Source organism: Xanthobacter albus, assembly GCF_043194895.2.
Classification (GTDB): Bacteria; Pseudomonadota; Alphaproteobacteria; order Rhizobiales; family Xanthobacteraceae; genus Xanthobacter.
The window spans coordinates 2,182,434-2,199,825 of the sequence record NZ_CM195532.1; the positions used below are offsets into that span (position 1 = coordinate 2,182,434).

A 17,392-nucleotide genomic window follows, 5' to 3' on the forward strand; every position below is an offset into this window, starting at 1 on the left:
TGAGAAAGGCCCGCGAGCCAAGCTCGCGGGCCTTTGTTTTCAGAACACGGAGGGACCGGCCATGCCCTTGGTGACGGTGAGCACCATGATGCGGAAGTCGAGCCAGATGGACCAGTTCTCGATGTAGTAGAGATCGAGGGCGAGGCGGCGCTCGGCCTTCTCCACCGAGAGAACCGGCCCGCGCGAGCCGTTGATCTGCGCCCAGCCGGTGATGCCGGGCTTCACCCGGTAGCGCGCCACGTAATGCTGGATCGCCTCGTACACCACGTTGGGCGAGATCAGCATGTTGGGCACGTGGGGGCGCGGGCCCACCACCGACATGTCGCCCTTCAGCACGTTCAGGAGCTGCGGCAGCTCGTCGATGGAGGTGGAGCGCAGGAAGCGGCCGACGCGGGTGATGCGCGGGCTGTCGCGCCGCGTGCCGGCGGAGCCGTCGTCGCTGAGATCGACGGTCATGGTGCGCAGCTTGAAGACCTCGAACACCTTGTTGTTGCGTCCCACGCGGGGCTGCCTGAACAGCACCGGGCCCGGCGATTCCAGCTTGATGGCGATGGCCGCGGCCAACAGGATCGGCGAGGTGAGGATAAGGCCGATGGTGGCGACCACGTAATCCTCCACCGCCTTCAGCAGGCCGAGGGAGCCCTTGAAGGGCTGCTGCTGCACCTGCAGCGCCGGCTCGCCGGCCAGCATGGTGAGGTGGGCGTAGTTGAGCGAGAAGGAGTGGGGGTCGAGCTCCACCACCACGTCGGTGGCGATCTGGTGCAGCTCGCTCACCATGGCGGAGATGGCGGCGGGGTCGGACCACGGCTTGGCGATGACCACCATGTCCACCCGCGCGTCGCGGGCATAGTCGAGGAGCGCGGCGATGCCGCTCCGCTCCTGCGGATAGCGCTTGCCGGTCACGGGCGAGAGGGCGGTGTTCCCGTCGGCGGCGGCCTCGGCGTCGTCGGTGAAGATGCCGACGAAGGAGACCAGGCCGCTCTGGCCTTCCTGCCCGTCATACCGGTCCACCAGCTCGCGGGCGCGGGCGCGCTCGCCGAGCACCGCCACGTTCCGCCGCAGCACCGCGTTGCGCTTCACCAGGATCATGCCGAGGCGCACCGGCACCAGCCGTCCGAACAGCAGGGCGATCACCGTGACCACGCACCAGCCCACGAGGGCCTTCAGGTTGGTCGCGTCGGCGGGGATCATCGCATAGTAGCAGACGGCCACCACCGTTCCGGCGGGGACACAACCCACGATGATGTGTCCCAACTGCCGCCGCACGCGAGAGTAATGCTCGACCCTGTAGCCTCGCCCGAATTGTAATATCTGCACGAAGACGAGGATGCCGATGGTCCAGAGGATGGCGATCTGGCTCCAGGACAAGAAGTTCCAGTGCAGATGCGCGACCACCGCTGCCAGCAGCGACATGAAGATATCGCAGAGGATGACGAGGCGATTGATGAGGCCGTGGGTCCAACGAGTCATTCTGCGCATTCCCGCCAGCCCAATCGTCGAGGCGACCGAGCTTTGGTCTCAACTTCTCCTTAATCACAGCTTGACCGTCAAGGGTAGGTGGCCACCGACCTTAGGCTTTGATTAACGCTGAAGACCTCACGAATTGTGTCTCATTCCAACAGCTTGCATGGACGGCCCAAGGGGACGCGCATGCGCGGCTTGCCGCGGGCGGGAAGGGGCGTAAGCTGAAGGCTTTCAGGTTCCGCCTCCATTTTCTTGCGACGGATTTTTTGCCATGTACAACAAGCGCCTCGAAGCATTGCGCAGCAATCCGGGCGGCGACTGGCGCCCGGCCGATTTCGAGATCACCGCCTCCCAATATGCGCTGAAGTTTCGCAAGGTCACGGGCACCCACGTGGTGTTCACCCATCCCTCCGTGCCCGATTGCGTGGCCGTGCCCCTGCGGCGGAAGATCCGGCCGGCGCACGTGCGCGCCTTCGTCGCCATGATCGACCGTATGGACGGGCTCGACCAATGACCGATCTCGCGGCCTATCCCCATACGCTGGAGCCCCTCGCCCCGGAGGACGGCGGCGGCTTCATCGCGCGCTTTCCCGACATTCCCGGCTGCATCGGTGTCGGGGATACGCCAGGGGAGGCGATCGCCGACGGGCGGGAAGCCCTCTTCGCCTGTCTCGACGCCCTGAAGGCGGCCGACCGCGTGCCGCCGGAGCCTTCGGCCGGCTGAGGGCCGGCTCAGCGCCCGGCGGGCGGGCGGCGCCGCGCCTGCTCCTCCAGCCAGATGGAGACGGTGTCGATGAGGCGGATGGCGGCCGGGAGCCGGGCGTGGGCCTCCGCCTGGGCGGGGGTGCGCGGCTCCAGCGTGCGCCACCACGCGATGAAGTGGGAAATCAGTGTCCGGGCCGGGATCTGATCGAAGGAGAGCCCCGGAAAGGCCGTGAAGCCGAACGCCGCCTCCAGCGCGGACAGGCAGCCGCGCACATAGGCGCGGTCGTCGTCCGCGAAGGGGAGGGGGTGCTCCGGCGCGCGGCGCACCATGCGCACCTCGCTCAGCTCGGGAATGTAGTCGGCTCGGGTCACGGGGCCTCGCTCGTGCGGTGCGGCAACATTCTTGCACGTTCGGTGCCATGGAGCCCGCGACCGACATCGGCGCCTGCCGCCACCTGCCTTTCCGGCATCCGGCCGGACGCCTTGCGCATGCCGGCGCCGGCGCGGCGCGCCTCTTCCGGAGGGCCGCCTGATGGCCGCCGCCCGGCTCCACGAGACGCCCACCGCCGTGCACGCGGTGCCGGCGGCGGCGGGCCCCTCGGGCTTCCGGCTGCTGGTGATGCGCGAGTTTCGCGCGCCGGATGGCCCGCCCGGCTTCGCCCTGATGGAACAATATCTGCTGCGCGCGCCGCACCGGCTGAACCGGCACGGCATCGCCTTCGCGCTCACCTTCCGGCCGGAGGTGATGGCCGGCCTCTCCGAGGCCATCGGCCGCTCCGCCGTGCGCGACGAAGCCGGGCGGGCGGGGCGCAACCCGCGCTGGCCCCATCTGCGCTGGCACGCGGAGCCGCGCCGCTGGGCTGATGGCACCGACACCGTGGAATGGTGGGCGCAGGTGGATTTTCCCGATGCCGCTGCCTGGGCCGCGTTCCGCGCGCGCTTCGCCGGCCGCCTCGACGGCGCGGCGCCGGCCGCACCCGCCCCCGAAGGAGAGCTTCCATGCGCGCCCTGAGCATCGCCTGCCCCCATTGCGACGCGCGCATTCCCCCCGCGGCCGGCGTGGAGTTGCGGACCGCCCGCTGCGGCGCGTGCGGCGGGGCGCTTTTCAGCGGCCGGCCGCTGGAGCTGACGGCGGCGCGGTTCGATGCCCACACCGCCGCGCGCGGCCTGCCCCTGCTCATCGATTTTTGGGCCGACTGGTGCGGGCCGTGCCGTGCCCTGGCGCCGGTGTTCGAGGCGCTCGCCGCCGAGTTCGAGCCCCATGTGCGGTTCGCCACCGTGGACACCGACGCCGAGAGCGACCTCGCCGCGCACTTCCGCATCCGCACCGTGCCGACCCTGAGCCTCGTGCATGGCCGGAGGGAGGTGGCGCGCGTCACGGGGGTGCTCGCCGCGTCCGACCTGCGGCGCTGGCTCTACGGCGCCCTTTCCGAGGCGCAGGAGGATGCCGGCGCCGCACCCGTTCCCCTCCAGACCGGAGCTGCCCCGTGACCGTTTCCGCCGAAACCCGCGCCATTCGCAAGGACGCCGACCTCGCCTTTCCCCTGGACGTCGTATGGCGGGCCATGACCGATTCCGAATGGCTCGCCGTCTGGTTCTTCCCGAACGACATCCAGCCCACGCCGGGGCACAAGTTCACCATATGGAGCCGGCCGGTGGAGCGGTGGGACGGGGAGTTCCAGTGCCAGGTGCTGGAGGTGGTGCCGGAAAAGCTGCTGCGCTTCTCCTGGCGCGGCGGCCATGAGGAGCTGAAGGGCTTCGGCCGCCACATCGACACGACCGTGACCTGGACCCTCTCTCCTGTCGCGGACGGTACTCGCCTCACCTTCGTGCACGAGGGCTTTCCGGCCGATGCGGCGGCGGACCAGGTGTTCGATGTCATGTCCAAGGGCGCCGAGAGCGTGCTGCGCAGCCTCGCCCGGCGCCTGCCCGATCTTCTGGAGCACGGCGCCTGAGCGCACGGCGCCAGGGCTTATACCATCGGCCCCGGTCTTTGACCGGAGCCAGGTGGGTCCGCTCAAGCGCCGCGCGGGCTTAACCCAAGGCCCATGAGCCAAGCTCATGGGCCTTGGGTATTATGCGCGGCAGGAAGCCTTGTAGCCTCCCCTGCCGGCGTGTGGGCGCGGTGGGCGAATGCGGGGAAGCGGCATGTATCTTCGCGTCATTCTGGCCACCATGGCGGTGCTGCCGCTCCTCTCCATCGGCGCCGAGCTGGCGCTGCACGGCGGCGCGCCGGCGGCACTCGCGGCCAAGTGGTTCACCTTCTGGGGCGTCGGCGTGCGCATCATGCTCGCGGCGGCGAGGCAGGTGACGCAGCCGGAGTTCACCGCACGCATCCTCGGCATCAGCGACCCGCGCGCCCATATCGTGGTGCGGGAGCTGGGCTTCGCCAATGGCGCCATCGCGCTGCTGGCGCTGCTCTCGCTGCCGTGGCCGCTGTTTCTGGTGCCGGCGATGCTGGCGGGGGCGGTGTTCCTGGGCCTCGCGGGCATCCAGCATGCCATGCAGAAGGAGCGCGGCGGCAAGGAGACCATCGCCATGGTCTCCGATCTCGGCCTTGCCGCCGTGCTGCTGGCCTGCCTTATGGGGCATTTCGCCTGAGGGGCCGCGCCTGGCCCCGCCTCAGGCGTTCACCATGCCGGAGACGCCGACGAAGGCGCCTTCGTCCAGCTCCGCCACCAGCAGCCGCGCCGGGTCCACGGGGCCGGGCAGGGTCACGGTGCCGGGCGGCACGCGCTTGAAGCCGAACTTGGCGTAATAGGGCTCGTCACCCACCAGCACCACGAGCCGGTGGCCGGCGGCGCGGGCCGCCTCCAGGGCGTCCTCCATCAGCCGTCCGCCGATGCCGACCGACTGGAACGGCGGCTCCACCGAGAGCGGGCCCAGCAGCAGCGCCGGGGTGGCGCCGATGCGCACCTGCGTGAGCCGCACGGAGCCCACCAGCATGGTGCCCACCCGCGCGGTGAACGAGAGGGCGCGCTCGTGCCCCTTCTGCTCGCGGATGCGGAAAGCCGTGCGCGAGAACCGGCCGGGACCGAAGGTGCGCTCGTGCAGCCGGTCCACGGCCGCGTCGTCATGGGAGGTCTCAAGGGCGATGGTGAGGGGAAGCTCGGTCATGATGGTCTTCGGCACTTTCGGGCAGGGGAGGTCATCCCGCCCGGACCCCGGCGCGCGGGGCGTCGCCGAAGGTGCGTCAGGCGGGCAGGGCGAAGCGGACGCGGGGGCGCGCCGCGTTCATTCGTCGTCGCTGCTGGCAGCGGGCCGGGCCTTGGACCAGGGCGGTCATCTCGACGGGTTCCTTCCTCGTATGCGGCGGGCGATAGCATGCCCCCTGGCCGCGGTCCAGTGGGGTGAGCCGGCAAAGCGATGCCGCCGCGCAAACGGCGTTTGCCGCCCCGCTTATGGCCACCGCGCACGCGAGACGCCATGTGAGGAGGACCTTCGGGGCGGCGGCCGCGAGGGAGGGGCACGGCCACGCACAGGAGACACCCATGGGCCTTCTCATCGACGGCGTCTGGCACGACCAGTGGTACGACACGGCGCACACCGGCGGCCGCTTCGAGCGGCAGGCCTCGCGCTTCCGCAATTTCGTCACCGCCGACGGCGCGCCGGGGCCGAGCGGGGAAGGGGGCTTTCCCGCCGCCGCCGGGCGCTATCACCTTTATGTGTCGCTCGCCTGCCCGTGGGCGCACCGCACCCTCATCATGCGTGCCCTGAAAGGCCTCGAGGACATCGTTTCCGTGAGCGTGGTGGACCCCTACATGGGCGCGGAGGGCTGGACCTTCCCCGCCCCCGATCCCGTGCTCGGCAAGACCCGCCTCCATGAGGTCTACACCGCCGCCGACCCCGCCTATACCGGGCGTGTCACGGTGCCGGTGCTGTGGGACAAGGCACGCGGCACCATCGTGAGCAACGAATCGGCGGAGATCATCCGCATGTTCAACACGGCCTTCGCCGCGTTCACGGAGGTGACCACGGACTACTGCCCCGCGCCGCTGCGCGGCGAGATCGATGCCGTGAACCAGGTGGTCTACGACGAGGTGAACAACGGCGTGTACAAGGCCGGCTTCGCCACCACCCAGGCTGCCTATGCGGAGGCGGTGAGCGTGCTGTTCCGCCGGCTCGATGCGCTCGACGCCCATCTCTCGCGCCATCCCTATCTGGTGGGCGATGTGATGACGGAGGCCGACATCCGCCTCTTCACCACGCTGGTGCGGTTCGATGCGGTCTATGTGGGCCATTTCAAGTGCAACATCCGCCGCATCGCGGATTACCCGAGCCTCTTCAACACCCTGAAGGCGCTCTACCAGCACCCGAAGATCCGGCCGACGGTGGATTTTACCCACATCAAGCGGCACTATTACGAGAGCCACAAGGCCATCAACCCCACCGGCATCGTGCCCCTGGGCCCGCTCCAGGATCTCGATGCGCCGCATGATCGCGAACGGTTCGCGCAAAGCTGAGGCGCGGGCGTCGTGAAGCCGTCATGCGTCCCGCGCAGGAAGGTCGCGCGGGGCTGGTCCGGCACCGGCGCGGAGGGGCCTTCGGGCGAGGCGCCGGCGCTTCGGCGCGCCGTCCGGGCGTGCCGCTGGGGTGCCGGCGCGCCGTGGCGCGTGGCGTGCATCCCTCAGTGAGGACTGATCTTGAACCCACCCAGGCATACAGAGCGCCATCTCGTCGATCGCATCGGCTGGCTCCGGGCCGCCGTGCTCGGCGCCAATGACGGCATCATCTCCATCTCGTCCCTCATGGTGGGTGTCGCCGCCGCGGCGACCTCCTCGGAGGACGTGCTGGTGGCCGGCACTGCCGGCATCGTGGCCGGCGCGCTCTCCATGGCGGCGGGCGAATATGTCTCGGTCAGCTCCCAGGCCGACACCGAGGCGGCGGAGCTGGCGCAGGAGAAGCGCGAGCTGGCCACCATGCCCGATCACGAGCAGCGCGAGCTCGCCGCCATCTACGAGGCGCGCGGCGTGGAGCCGAAGCTCGCCGCCAAGGTGGCCGAGCAGCTCATGGCCAAGGACGCCCTGGGCGCGCACGCCCGCGACGAGCTGGGCATTTCCGAGGTGGTGGTGGCGCGGCCCATCGAGGCGGCGCTCACCTCGGCCGGCACCTTCACGGCCGGCGCCATCGTGCCCATCATCGTCGCGGCGCTCACGCCCGCGGGGGCGCAGGTGGTCACCATCTCGGCCGTTTCGCTGCTGCTGCTGGCGGTGCTGGGGGCCCTGGGCGCGAAGGCCGGCGGCGCGCCGGTGCTGAAGCCGACCCTGCGCGTCGCCTTCTGGGGCGCGCTCGCGCTCGCCGTCACGGCCGGCGTCGGCCATCTGGTGGGCGGCGCCGTCTGACGCAGCCCGTGGCCGGGCGGGAGGGCGGCGCCTTCTTCGCCGCGCCATGACGGCGGCTCGCGCGCGGGGGCGCGGGCCGTCACGGGTCTCAGGGGCTGGGCAATCGCCTCCCAGGCTTCGCTGCGCGGCCGGCCCCGCCTCAGACGCCGTAGATCCAGCCGTAGCGGTCGAGCAGGGCCGCGCCCTGCCGGCGCAGCACCAGGTCTCGGGCGAAGCGCGGCGGGCCGGAGAGGTGGTAGATGATGCCGTTGCGGCGCGCCTCCCGCTGGATGCGCGCGGTGCGAGCCATGCGCTCGCCCTCGTAGGCCTTGAGGGCGCCGGCGGCGTCGCGGTGGCGGGTGATCGCGCCGGCGAGGGCGGCCGCATCCTCGATGGCCTGCGCCGCGCCCTGGGCGAGGAAGGGCAGCATGGCATGGGCGGCATCGCCCAGCAGGGTCACCCGGCCGGCGCTCCAGCGCGGCAGGGGGTCGATGTCGTAGAGGCCCCAGCACAGGAAGTGGGGCGCGCTCTCCAGCAGCCGGCGCACCTCCGCGTTCCAGCCGGCGAAGGCGAGATGCACGGCCGCCCCCTCGCCCGGCGCATTCCAGCGCGCGACGGGCGTCGTCTCCTTGACGATGGCGACGAGGTTCAAGGTGGCCCCGCCCTTCACCGGATAGACCACCAGATGGGCATCGCGGCCCAGATAGAGGCGCACCTCGTTGGGGTAGTCGTCGGGCAGATTCACCGTGGTGCGGTAGGCGACGCGGCGCGCGAACACGGGCGGCGCCGATGTGCCGAGATGGGCGCGCACCGCCGAGCGCACGCCGTCCGCCCCCACCAGGATGTCGGCGCCGTGGGCGATGAGGTCGCCGCCCTGGTTCACCACCGCCCGCACCCCGCCGAAGGCCGGCTCCACAGCGGTGAGGTCGGCGCCGAGCGCGATGGCGGCGCCAGCTTCCGCGGCGGCCTCCGCCAGCAGGCCCTGCAGGTCGGCCCGGTGCACCACCAGGAAGGGCGCGCCGTAGCGGGTCGCGGCGGGGGCGTATTCGGTGCGGGTGAGAGTGGCGCCGGTGCGCCCGTCCCGCACGTCGAGCGCGTTGGGCGCCACGACGGCCGCCTTCAGGCGGTCGAGCAGGCCGAAATCACGAAGGATGCGGGTGGCGTTGGGGGTGAGCTGCAGGCCGGCACCCACCTCGCGCAGGCGCTTCGCCCGCTCCACCACCTGCACGGTGACCCCGGCGCGGCGCAGGGCGATCGCGCAGGCAAGGCCGCCGATGCCGCCGCCGACGATGACGGCGCTGCGTGCGGCAAGCTGCGGCTTCGGGCGGAAGGGGATGGGGTCGGGCATGTCGGTCCCGGCCGCCGCGGCGGCCGGCAGAAAGAGATCAGGCGGCGGCGGACGTCTCGTCCGCGTCGTGCCAGACGCAGGCCTCGGGCTTTGCCGTGCCGTGGGCGAGATCGGGATTGTAGCGGTAGAGCGTGGAGCAGTAGGGGCAGACCTTCTCCGCATCCTCGCCCAGATCGAGGAAGATGTGCGGGTGGTCGAACGGCGGCTTCGCGCCGATGCACATGAACTCCTTGCTGCCGACCTCGATCGTCGTGAGCCCGAGGTCGTTGCAGAAGTGAGGAATGCCGGTGTCCGCCATGGATCTGCCTGTCGTCGCTCTGCCTGTAGAGGCTCCAAAAAAGCGCGGCGACCTTATCCCCGCTCGCGTCCGGATGAAAGGGGGCGGGGCGCGTCACAAGCGCCGGAGGCGCGGGCCGGGCGGTTGCCGGAGCGGGCGGGGGCGGCTATGGTGCGGCATCACCCAACGTGAGAGAGGGGGGCGCCATCCATGCGATTTGTCATGCGCGACTGCGCCTTCCCGGTGCCCGCGCCATTGCTGCCCGCGCCATTGCCGCGCCGTCGCACCGCCTGCTGAGAGGCTCGGCCGGCTGAGCCGGCGAGACCGGCAGCGCGCGATTCGCGGAGGTCCCGTTCGGGTGCGCCCCGGCTTGTCGAAGCCGGGCCTCGGGCCGGCTCCGCGCACCCCTGCTTCACGCCATGGCGCCCGGGCGCCATTTCCTCCTTGCATTCCCAGGGACCGGCCGGGCGCGGCGCGCCGCCGGATCACGACATGTCGCTTTCCTCTTCTTCCCAGGCCGCCGGCACCGGCGCCGTGCTCTCCTTCCTGTGGCGCCACTGGCGGCGCCGGCCGTGGCTGATCGCGGGGACGGCGGGGGCGGTGCTCGTCTCCGTTCTGTGCGAGGTGTTCGTGCCGGTGTTCGCCGGCCGGCTGGTGGAGGCGGTGGCCGCCCCGGCCGCCGAGCGGGAGGCGGCCCGCGCCGCCGCGGTCGAGGCCTTCCTCGCCATGCTGGCGCTGGGCGCGGGCATGCTGGTGGCGCGGCACCTCTCGTTCGAGACCCTGGTGCGCCTCACCCTCGGCAGCATGTCCGACATCGCCGCCGAATCGTTCGCGCGGGTGCAGCGCTTCTCGTCCGACTGGCACGCCAACACCTTCGTCGGCTCCACCGTGCGCAAGATCTCGCGGGGGATGTGGTCGCTTGATCTTCTGGACGACACCATCCTCATCGCGCTGCTGCCCTCGCTGGTGGCGCTCGCCGGCTCGGCGGTGCTGCTCGGGGTCTACTGGCCGGTGATGGGGCTCATCGTGGCCGTGGGCGCGGCGGCGTTCGTGGCGCTCACGCTGGTGCTGTCGGTCAGGATGGTGGCGCCCTCCGCCCGGCTTTCCAACGCCTGGGACACGCGGGTGGGCGGCGTGCTGGCGGATGCGGTGGGCTGCAACCCGGTGGTGAAGGGCTTCGGCGCCGAGGCGCGGGAAGAGGGGCGCCTCACCCACGCGCTCGGCAAGTGGCGGACGCGCACCCAGCGCACCTGGATGCGCGGCACCTGGGCCGGCACCTTCCAGCTGGTGATGCTGCTGGCGCTCCGGGCGGCCATCATCGGCGCGGTGCTGGTGCTGTGGTGGCGGGGCGAGGCGAGCCCCGGCGATGTCGCCTACGTGCTCACCACCTATTTCGTGGTGCATTCCTACCTGCGCGACATCGGCATGCACGTGCACAACCTCCAGCGCTCGCTGAACGACCTGGAGGAGCTGGTGGCGCTCGACCGGCAGCAGGCCGCCATCGCCGACCGGCCGGGCGCGCCGGCCGCGCGGGTGGAGGAGGGGCGGATCGCCTTCGAGCACGTGACCTTCCACTACGGTGCCCATGCCACGCCGCTCTATCGCGATCTCTCGGTCTCCATCACCGGCGGCGAGCGGGTGGGGCTGGTGGGGCATTCCGGCTCCGGCAAGACCACCTTCGTGAAGCTCATCCAGCGCCTCTACGATGTCAGCGGCGGACGTGTCGCCGTGGACGGGCAGGATGTGCGGGAGGTCTCGCAGGCCTCGCTGCGGCGGGCGATCGCGGTGGTGCAGCAGGAACCCGTCCTGTTCCATCGCTCGCTCATGGAGAATATCGCCTATGCCCGGCCGGACGCGTCCTTCGCCGAGATCGAGCGGGCGGCGAAGCTCGCCCATGCGGCGGATTTCATCGAGCGCCTGCCGCGCGGCTACGGCACGCTGGTGGGCGAGCGCGGGGTGAAGCTCTCCGGCGGCGAGCGCCAACGGGTGGCCATCGCCCGCGCCTTCCTGGCGGATGCGCCCATCCTGATCCTGGACGAGGCCACCTCCAGCCTCGATTCGGAATCGGAGGCACTGATCCAGGAGGCCATGGAGCGGCTGATGGAGGGGCGCACCACCCTCGTCATCGCCCACCGCCTCTCCACGGTGCGCGCCCTCGACCGCCTGCTGGTGTTCGACCGCGGCCGCATCGCCGAGGAAGGCAGCCACGAGGAGCTGGTGCGCCGCGAGGGCGGGCTCTACCGCGCCCTGTTCGAGCGGCAGGCGCTGGACCTCGCCGCATGAACCTGGGGTCGGGCCCGCGCGGCGCTTGAGCGGAGCCCGCCCGGCGCCGGGCGGGCTCCGGAGCCGATGGCGGGAGGCCCCTCCCGCCCCGGCGGGAGCAGGGCCATATGAGGGGGGACATGACGCGCATCCTCTCCCTCTTCGTTCTGCTCGCCGCCCTTGCCGGGGCGGCGCCCTGGCTGGTGCCGGTGGCGAAGGAGAGCGCACGCCTCGTGGCCGCGCGGGATGATCCCGCCGCGCTCGCGGACCTCGGCCTCCGGGATTTCTCCGCCGCCGATGCGTCCGCCGCCGTCGAGGCCGCCCTGAAGGCGGACGACGCGGTGCTCGCCGCCTCCTATGTGGAATTGGCCGATGCGCGGGGCCTCGCGCTGGCGCCGGAGCTGCGTGCCCGCGTCGCCGCCGCCAATGCGCCGGCGGCGCAGGCCCTGCGCACCGCGCGCGATTTCGGCGCCGGCTTCGTGAGCGGCCAGCCGGAGGACATGGCCGGGCTCGCCGGCGCGCTGGCGGGCGACCTCATGGTGTGGGGCGACATCCGCGATGCCTCCCGCGAGGGCTGGAAGCTGGCGCGCGGGGAGGATGCGGATGAAGTGATCCTCGGCCTCTCGGCCGTGGGCCTCGCGCTGACGGCAGGCACCTACGCCACCGGCGGGGCGGGCCTGCCGGCGCGGGCCGGCATCACGCTGGTGAAGGTGGCGGGGCGCACGGGCCGGCTTTCCGCCGCGCTGGCGCGCAGCCTCGGCCGGGCCGTGCGCGAGAGCATTGATCTTGCCGCCCTGCGCCGGCTCGCGGCCCATCCGGGCGCGGTGGACGCGGCGGCGCTGAAGGGCGTGGTGCGGGCGGACCGCCTCGCCGGCCTTGCCCGCATGCTGGACGACGTGGCGGTGGTCGAGGCCAAGGCCGGAACCCGCGCGGCCCTGGAGGGGCTGAAGGTGGCCGACGGCGGGCGCGACCTCTCCCGCCTGGCCCGCCTCGCGGAGGCCAAGGGCGGGCAGACCCTCGCCATATTGAAGACCCTGGGCCGGGGCGCGCTCGTCGTCACCGGGGCGCTGCTGAAGCTGGTGTGGTGGGCGCTGGCGCTCGTGGCCTACGCCTGGCTCCTGGTCTCGTCCGCCAATGCCTTCTGCGTCGCCTGCGCCCGCCGGCTGTGGCGCCGGCCGCGCCGGCGACGGGGTGCGCTGGCGGGCACCAGCGGCTCGCCGCTTCGGTTCCCGTGATCCCGTGCCCGCGTCACGGGGTTGGCAGGGGCGGGGCGCGGCACTAGGGTCGCGCGCCTTTCCCGCACCGCCGCGCATCGCGCGCGGGAGCCCCAGGGACCCCCAATGCCCCATTTCGATTCCGCCGGCATCGACATCGCCTATCTCGACGAGGGGGCGGGCGATCCCGTGCTCCTCATCCACGGCTTCGCCTCCAACAAGGAGATCAACTGGGTCGGCCCCTCCTGGTTGAAGACCCTCACCGAGGCCGGCTACCGGGTGATCGCGTTCGATCATCGCGGCCACGGCGCCTCCGGCAAGGTCTATGATCCCGCGCTCTACCACACCGCCCGCATGGCCGAGGATGCGCGGCGCCTGCTCTCCCATCTCGGGATCGAGCGGGCCGATGTCATCGGCTATTCCATGGGCGCGCGCGTTGGCGCCTTCAGCGCCCTCCTGTTCCCGGAGATGGTGCGCTCGCTGGTGATGGGCGGGCTCGGCATCCATCTGGTGGACGGGGTGGGCCTGCCCCAGTCCATCGCCGATGCCATGGAGGCGCCGGGCCTCGATGCGGTCGATGACCCCATGGGCCGCATGTTCCGCGCCTTCGCCGACGCCAACAAGCAGGACCTGAGGGCGCTCGCCGCCTGTATCCGCGGCTCCCGGCAGGTGCTGACGCGCGAGGAGGTGGCCCGCATCTTCCAGCCGGTGCTGGTGGCGGTGGGCACCCGCGACACCGTGGCCGGCGACCCCCGCCCCCTCGCGGAGCTGCTGCCCGACGGCGAGGTGCTCGACATTCCCAACCGCGACCACAACCCGGCGGTGGGCGACAAGGTGTTCAAGCAGGGCGTTCTCGATTTCCTGAAGCGGCGGCCGTGAACGGCGCCCTGCGCGGGCCCTGCCGCATGTGCTAAGAAGGGGATCAAGTTTCCCGACGTCTTCAAGGAGGCACGCATGGGACAGACTTCGGTGCCGGTTCTGCCCGCAGGGGTGATGCAGGCCGATGCGCCCGCGATCCGGCTCACCAAGGCCCCGGTGGACCGCTGGCACGACGTGGTGGACCCGGTGTGGGCGCGGGTGCGCAACGAGGCCGAGGAGGCGGTCGTCCGAGAGCCGCTGATGGCGGCCTTCCTCACCGGCGCCGTGCTCGGCCAGCCGAGCCTGGAGGCCGCGGTGGGCCAGCGCATCGCCCAGCGGCTCGACCATCCCGACATGCCGGCGGTCGTCATCCAGGCCGCCTATCTTGAGGCCACCGCAGACGACAAGTCCATCTCCCAGGCCCTGCGCGCCGATATCGTGGCGGTGGTGGACCGCGACCCGGCGGCCACCCGCGCCCTGGAGCCGCTGCTCTATTTCAAGGGCTTCCACGCCATCCAGGCCCATCGCCTCGCCCACTGGCTGTGGCAGCATGGGCAGTTTGATTTCGCGCTCTACCTGCAGAGCCGCGTGTCCAGCGTGTTCACGGTGGATATCCACCCCCAGGTGCCCATGGGCCGGGGCATCTTCCTCGACCATGCCACGGGTGTCGTGATCGGCATGACGGCGGTGATCGAGGACGACGTCTCCATCCTGCAGGGCGTCACCCTGGGGGGCACCGGCAAGGAGACCGGGGACCGGCACCCCAAGATCCGCCGGGGCGTGCTCATCGGCGCCGGGGCGAAGGTGCTGGGCAACATCGAGGTGGGCCGCTGCGCCCGCGTCGCCGCCGGCTCCGTGGTGCTGAAGCCGGTGCCGCGCAACACCACCGTGGCGGGCATCCCCGCCAAGGTGGTGGGCGAGGCCGGCTGCGCCGAACCCTCCCGCTCCATGGACCAGGTGTTCGAGGACATCGCCATCTTCGCGGGCGCCGATATCTGACGGGAGAGCGCGGCGGTGGCCCGCCACCGCTGCGATATCTGGGATTTGCGTGCGATCATGCCTTGAATGCGCCCCTCTCGGCGGCCATAACGCGGCCTCGCGGACCTCAGGAGGCCTCCTTGGAAAAGAAAGATTTCGAAAGCATTCAGCGTTACATGCGCAACCTGTTCGGCAACCCGCAGATCAAGGTGATGGCCCGCCCGAAGAAGAAGGATTCGGCCGAGGTCTACATCGGCGACGAATTCATCGGCGTGCTGTTCGAGGACAAGGAAGACGGCGAGCTTTCCTACAACTTCCAGATGGCCATCCTCGACACCGATCTCGAGGATTGAGCCTTCCTCTCTCCCTCCCGGAGCTGACCGGCGCGCGGCACCGCGCCCCGGTGACACGCAGTCCTCATGTTGTTGAGGTAGGCCCTGCGGGGCGTATCGGGTGAGGGAGGGGCAGATGGCCGGGCCGGACAAGGCGCGCGGGGGTTCGCACGAGCAGGGTTCCGCCGCGCCCACGGCGCAGGGGGCGGAAGTCGGCGCTTCCGGCCCTGCACAGGGCGCGGGCCACCAGACCCACGATGCTCCCGCCGGCGCGCCGCGCGATCATGCCCACCATGCCCATGACGGCGATGAGCATGACGGCGATCACCAGGACGGCGATCACCAGGACGGCGATCACCAGGACGGCGATCACCAGGACGGCGATCACCAGGATGGCGCGGGCGGCCACGCGGGGCACGATACCCTCGGCCACTCCCACGATGGCCATTCCCATGATGGCCATTCCCACGGAGGCCACGCCGGGCATGTCCATGCCATGCCGCAGTCGCTGCGGGCGTTCGCCATCGGCGCCGGCCTGAACTTCGCCTTCGTGATCGTGGAAGTGCTGCTGGGCCTGTGGGCGGGCTCGCTCGCTCTGGTGGCCGATGCCGGCCACAACCTTTCCGACGTGCTCGGCCTGCTTTTGGCCTGGGGCGCCGCGTGGCTCTCGCGTCGCGCGCCCACCGCGCGGCGCACCTTCGGCTACGGCCGCTCCTCCATTCTCGCCGCCCTCGCCAATGCCATCCTGCTGCTGGTGGGCACCGGCGCCATCATCATCGAGGCCCTCTCGCGCCTGGATGATCCGGAGCCGGTGAAGACCGGCGTGGTCATGATCACGGCGCTGGTGGGCGTCGGCGTCAATCTCGGCACGGCCATGCTGTTCATGGCGGGGCGCAAGAGCGACCTCAACGTGCGCGGCGCCTTCCTCCACATGGCGGCGGATGCGGCGGTGTCGCTCGGGGTTGTGGCGGCGGCGGCGCTCATCGCCGTCACCGGCTGGCTGTGGCTCGATTCGGCGGTGTCGCTGGTGATCGCGGTGGTCATCGTGGTGTCCACCTGGGGCCTCGCGCGCGACAGCGTGAACCTTGCCCTCGATACCGTTCCCGCCCACATCGACCGCGACGCGGTGGAAGCCTATCTCGCCGCCCTGCCGGGGGTGAGCGAGGTGCACGACCTGCACATCTGGGGCCTTTCCACCACCGAGGCGGCGCTCTCCGCCCATCTGGTGCGGCCCGGCGCCGGCCTGGACGATGCCTTCCTGGAAGACGCCGTGCGCGGCCTGAAGGCGCGCTTCGGCATTTCCCATCCCGTGCTTCAGGTGGAGGAGGGGCGGATGGCCTGCGCCCTCGCTCCGGCGAACGTGGTCTGAGCCGCCGGCTCAGGCGGCCTTGACCGGGGGCAGGCCTTCCAGCGCCTCCCTGGCGACGGGCAGGAGCCCTTCGCCGCCCGCGGCCACATGCTCGGCGATCTTGGCGCGCATGCGCGGGTCCCAGAACTTGCGGATATGGGTGCGCGTCGCCTCCACGGCGGCGTCGTGGGGCTGCTGGGCGAAGGCGGTGGCGATCTGGTTCGCCATGTAGACGAGCTTTTCCGAGGTGCTATGCGACATGGGTGTGCCGTTCGTCAGCGCTGGCGAGCGCGATGCGCTCGGGGTGGGTGAAAATCTCGAAACCGTCCGCGCGCACCACGGCGGTGAGCGTGATACCCGCCGCCTCCGCCGTGCGGATGGCGAGGGACGTGGGGGCGGACACCGCGGCGATGATGCCGGTGCCGAGCACCGATGCCTTCTGCACCATCTCGATGGACACGCGGCTGGTGAGCAGCAGCAGCCCCCGCGATGTGTCGAGCCCGCGCAGGGTGGCAAGGCCCACGAGCTTGTCGAGGGCGTTGTGCCGGCCCACGTCCTCCGCCAGGGCCAGGATGCCGGCGCCCGGCTCGGCATAGGCGGCGGCATGGACCGCGCGGGTCTCGTGGTTGAGCGCCTGCAGCGGGCCGAGCGCCGCCATGGCGGCCAGGATCTCCTCCGGCGCGAGGCGCAGGTCGCAGGTGACGCGCGCGGCCGGCTTCACCGCCTCGGCGAGGCTCTCCACCCCGCACAGGCCGCAGCCGGTGGGCCCAGCCAGGGCCCGGCGCCGGGCGGAGAGGGTGCGCATCTTCTCCTCGGCGATCCACATGCGCGCCTCGATGCCTTCTTCCACCACGACCTCTTCGACGGAGAGGATGTCGGCAGGCGAGGCCACGATGCCCTCCGTGAGGGCGAAGCCGAGGGCGAAGGCGGGGATGTCGGCGGGGGTCGCCATCATCACCGCATGGGTGGTGCCGTTGAAGGTGAGGGCGACGGGCGTCTCCTCCGGCACCGCGCGGGTGCCGCCGCCGGCCACGCCCTCGCGCACCTGCACGCGCGCCACGCGCCGGGAGGGCGGCGGCGGGAGCAGGTCCTGCGGCGCGGCGCAGGAGAGGGGCGTTTCCGGGGTGTCGGTCATGGCGGCGCCTGGCTCGATCCTCACGCAGTTCCGGTGGCGATCCCTTCCCCATAGGGGAAAGCGGACACGGGGCCGCCGGCGATCCCGGACGCCGCCTCTCCCCGCCCGCGTGAGGGAACCGCGGACGGGAAGGTGGGGGGCGCCGCGTTCG

The 17,392-nt window shown here is 71.4% G+C and carries 22 protein-coding genes; 14 read left to right on the forward strand and 8 right to left on the reverse strand.

Annotated features, from left to right (window positions below; translation table 11 throughout):
* Positions 1-39: 39 nt before the first annotated feature.
* On the reverse strand, positions 40-1,470 hold the full coding sequence (locus tag V5F75_RS09715; RefSeq protein WP_394037684.1) for an exopolysaccharide biosynthesis polyprenyl glycosylphosphotransferase: 1,431 nt from the start codon (positions 1,468-1,470) through the stop codon (positions 40-42).
* A 265-nt stretch (positions 1,471-1,735) separates the two neighbouring features.
* Between V5F75_RS09715 and V5F75_RS09720 the strand changes: the two genes are divergently transcribed.
* Together V5F75_RS09720 and V5F75_RS09725 are read left to right on the forward strand one after the other, a co-directional pair.
* Entirely contained in the window at positions 1,736-1,978 is a 243-nt protein-coding gene (locus V5F75_RS09720; protein WP_394037686.1) for a hypothetical protein, read from the forward strand.
* Positions 1,975-2,187, forward strand: coding sequence for a type II toxin-antitoxin system HicB family antitoxin (locus V5F75_RS09725; protein ID WP_394037688.1), 213 nt, complete (start codon positions 1,975-1,977; stop codon positions 2,185-2,187). Before V5F75_RS09720 ends, V5F75_RS09725 begins: the two co-directional genes overlap by 4 nt.
* Positions 2,188-2,195: 8 nt before the next feature.
* Here V5F75_RS09725 and V5F75_RS09730 read toward each other — a convergent pair whose 3' ends face one another.
* Positions 2,196-2,540 (reverse strand): hypothetical protein, encoded by a 345-nt coding sequence (locus V5F75_RS09730; RefSeq protein WP_394037690.1) that lies wholly within the window; start codon positions 2,538-2,540, stop codon positions 2,196-2,198.
* A gap of 160 nt (positions 2,541-2,700) precedes the next feature.
* On the opposite strand from V5F75_RS09730, the gene V5F75_RS09735 reads away from it, so the two are divergent.
* The 4 genes from V5F75_RS09735 (at position 2,701) to V5F75_RS09750 (ending at position 4,769) form a co-directional block, all read left to right on the forward strand.
* On the forward strand, positions 2,701-3,180 hold the full coding sequence (locus V5F75_RS09735; protein ID WP_394037692.1) for a hypothetical protein: 480 nt from the start codon (positions 2,701-2,703) through the stop codon (positions 3,178-3,180).
* Entirely contained in the window at positions 3,168-3,659 is a 492-nt protein-coding gene (locus V5F75_RS09740; RefSeq protein ID WP_394037694.1) for a thioredoxin family protein, read from the forward strand. The genes V5F75_RS09735 and V5F75_RS09740 overlap by 13 nt, the downstream gene beginning before the upstream one ends.
* Positions 3,656-4,123, forward strand: coding sequence for an SRPBCC family protein (locus V5F75_RS09745; RefSeq protein WP_394037696.1), 468 nt, complete (start codon positions 3,656-3,658; stop codon positions 4,121-4,123). Before V5F75_RS09740 ends, V5F75_RS09745 begins: the two co-directional genes overlap by 4 nt.
* Positions 4,124-4,316: 193 nt before the next feature.
* A complete protein-coding gene (locus V5F75_RS09750) occupies positions 4,317-4,769 on the forward strand; it encodes a hypothetical protein (protein WP_394037698.1) in 453 nt (150 codons plus the stop codon).
* 21 nt (positions 4,770-4,790) lie between these two features.
* Here the strand turns inward: V5F75_RS09750 and V5F75_RS09755 are convergent, their stop codons facing one another.
* Positions 4,791-5,285: a GNAT family N-acetyltransferase gene (locus V5F75_RS09755; RefSeq protein ID WP_394037700.1), complete on the reverse strand. Its 495-nt coding sequence runs from the start codon at positions 5,283-5,285 to the stop codon at positions 4,791-4,793.
* A 374-nt stretch (positions 5,286-5,659) separates the two neighbouring features.
* Here V5F75_RS09755 and V5F75_RS09760 point away from each other — a divergent pair, with 374 nt between their 5' ends.
* Positions 5,660-6,631: a glutathione S-transferase family protein gene (locus tag V5F75_RS09760; protein ID WP_394037702.1), complete on the forward strand. Its 972-nt coding sequence runs from the start codon at positions 5,660-5,662 to the stop codon at positions 6,629-6,631.
* A 180-nt stretch (positions 6,632-6,811) separates the two neighbouring features.
* Complete coding sequence (locus V5F75_RS09765) at positions 6,812-7,510, forward strand: VIT1/CCC1 transporter family protein (protein WP_394037704.1); 699 nt, start codon at positions 6,812-6,814, stop codon at positions 7,508-7,510.
* A 139-nt stretch (positions 7,511-7,649) separates the two neighbouring features.
* Here the strand turns inward: V5F75_RS09765 and V5F75_RS09770 are convergent, their stop codons facing one another.
* Both V5F75_RS09770 and V5F75_RS09775 read right to left on the reverse strand, forming a co-directional pair.
* Entirely contained in the window at positions 7,650-8,837 is a 1,188-nt protein-coding gene (locus V5F75_RS09770) for an FAD-dependent monooxygenase (protein WP_394037706.1), read from the reverse strand.
* Positions 8,838-8,874: 37 nt separating this feature from the next.
* Positions 8,875-9,135: a zinc-finger domain-containing protein gene (locus V5F75_RS09775; protein ID WP_394037708.1), complete on the reverse strand. Its 261-nt coding sequence runs from the start codon at positions 9,133-9,135 to the stop codon at positions 8,875-8,877.
* 471 nt (positions 9,136-9,606) lie between these two features.
* On the opposite strand from V5F75_RS09775, the gene V5F75_RS09780 reads away from it, so the two are divergent.
* The 5 genes from V5F75_RS09780 to V5F75_RS09800 all read left to right on the forward strand — a co-directional run bounded on the left by V5F75_RS09780 (position 9,607) and on the right by V5F75_RS09800 (position 14,779).
* Positions 9,607-11,397 carry an ABC transporter ATP-binding protein gene (locus V5F75_RS09780; RefSeq protein ID WP_394037710.1) on the forward strand — a complete coding sequence of 597 codons (1,791 nt, stop codon included), beginning with the start codon at positions 9,607-9,609 and terminating at the stop codon, positions 11,395-11,397.
* A 119-nt stretch (positions 11,398-11,516) separates the two neighbouring features.
* Positions 11,517-12,611: a hypothetical protein gene (locus tag V5F75_RS09785; protein WP_394037537.1), complete on the forward strand. Its 1,095-nt coding sequence runs from the start codon at positions 11,517-11,519 to the stop codon at positions 12,609-12,611.
* A gap of 105 nt (positions 12,612-12,716) precedes the next feature.
* Positions 12,717-13,469, forward strand: a complete 753-nt coding sequence (locus V5F75_RS09790; RefSeq protein WP_394037539.1) for an alpha/beta fold hydrolase — start codon at positions 12,717-12,719, stop codon at positions 13,467-13,469.
* A 114-nt stretch (positions 13,470-13,583) separates the two neighbouring features.
* A complete protein-coding gene (gene cysE, locus V5F75_RS09795) occupies positions 13,584-14,447 on the forward strand; it encodes a serine O-acetyltransferase (protein WP_394037607.1) in 864 nt (287 codons plus the stop codon).
* A 119-nt stretch (positions 14,448-14,566) separates the two neighbouring features.
* Positions 14,567-14,779 (forward strand): DUF3126 family protein, encoded by a 213-nt coding sequence (locus tag V5F75_RS09800; RefSeq protein ID WP_394037541.1) that lies wholly within the window; start codon positions 14,567-14,569, stop codon positions 14,777-14,779.
* Between the two features lie 64 nt (positions 14,780-14,843).
* Here the strand turns inward: V5F75_RS09800 and V5F75_RS09805 are convergent, their stop codons facing one another.
* Positions 14,844-15,212 (reverse strand): hypothetical protein, encoded by a 369-nt coding sequence (locus tag V5F75_RS09805; protein ID WP_394037542.1) that lies wholly within the window; start codon positions 15,210-15,212, stop codon positions 14,844-14,846.
* Positions 15,213-15,254: 42 nt separating this feature from the next.
* Here V5F75_RS09805 and V5F75_RS09810 point away from each other — a divergent pair, with 42 nt between their 5' ends.
* The gene (locus V5F75_RS09810) at positions 15,255-16,127 is read left to right on the forward strand and encodes a cation diffusion facilitator family transporter (protein ID WP_394037544.1); all 873 of its coding nucleotides are present in this window, start codon (positions 15,255-15,257) and stop codon (positions 16,125-16,127) included.
* 9 nt (positions 16,128-16,136) lie between these two features.
* On the opposite strand, the gene V5F75_RS09815 is transcribed toward V5F75_RS09810, so the two are convergent.
* Complete coding sequence (locus tag V5F75_RS09815) at positions 16,137-16,367, reverse strand: formate dehydrogenase subunit delta (protein WP_394037546.1); 231 nt, start codon at positions 16,365-16,367, stop codon at positions 16,137-16,139.
* The gene (gene fdhD, locus V5F75_RS09820) at positions 16,357-17,241 is read right to left on the reverse strand and encodes a formate dehydrogenase accessory sulfurtransferase FdhD (RefSeq protein WP_394037548.1); all 885 of its coding nucleotides are present in this window, start codon (positions 17,239-17,241) and stop codon (positions 16,357-16,359) included. The genes V5F75_RS09815 and fdhD overlap by 11 nt, the downstream gene beginning before the upstream one ends.
* Positions 17,242-17,392: the final 151 nt, after the last annotated feature.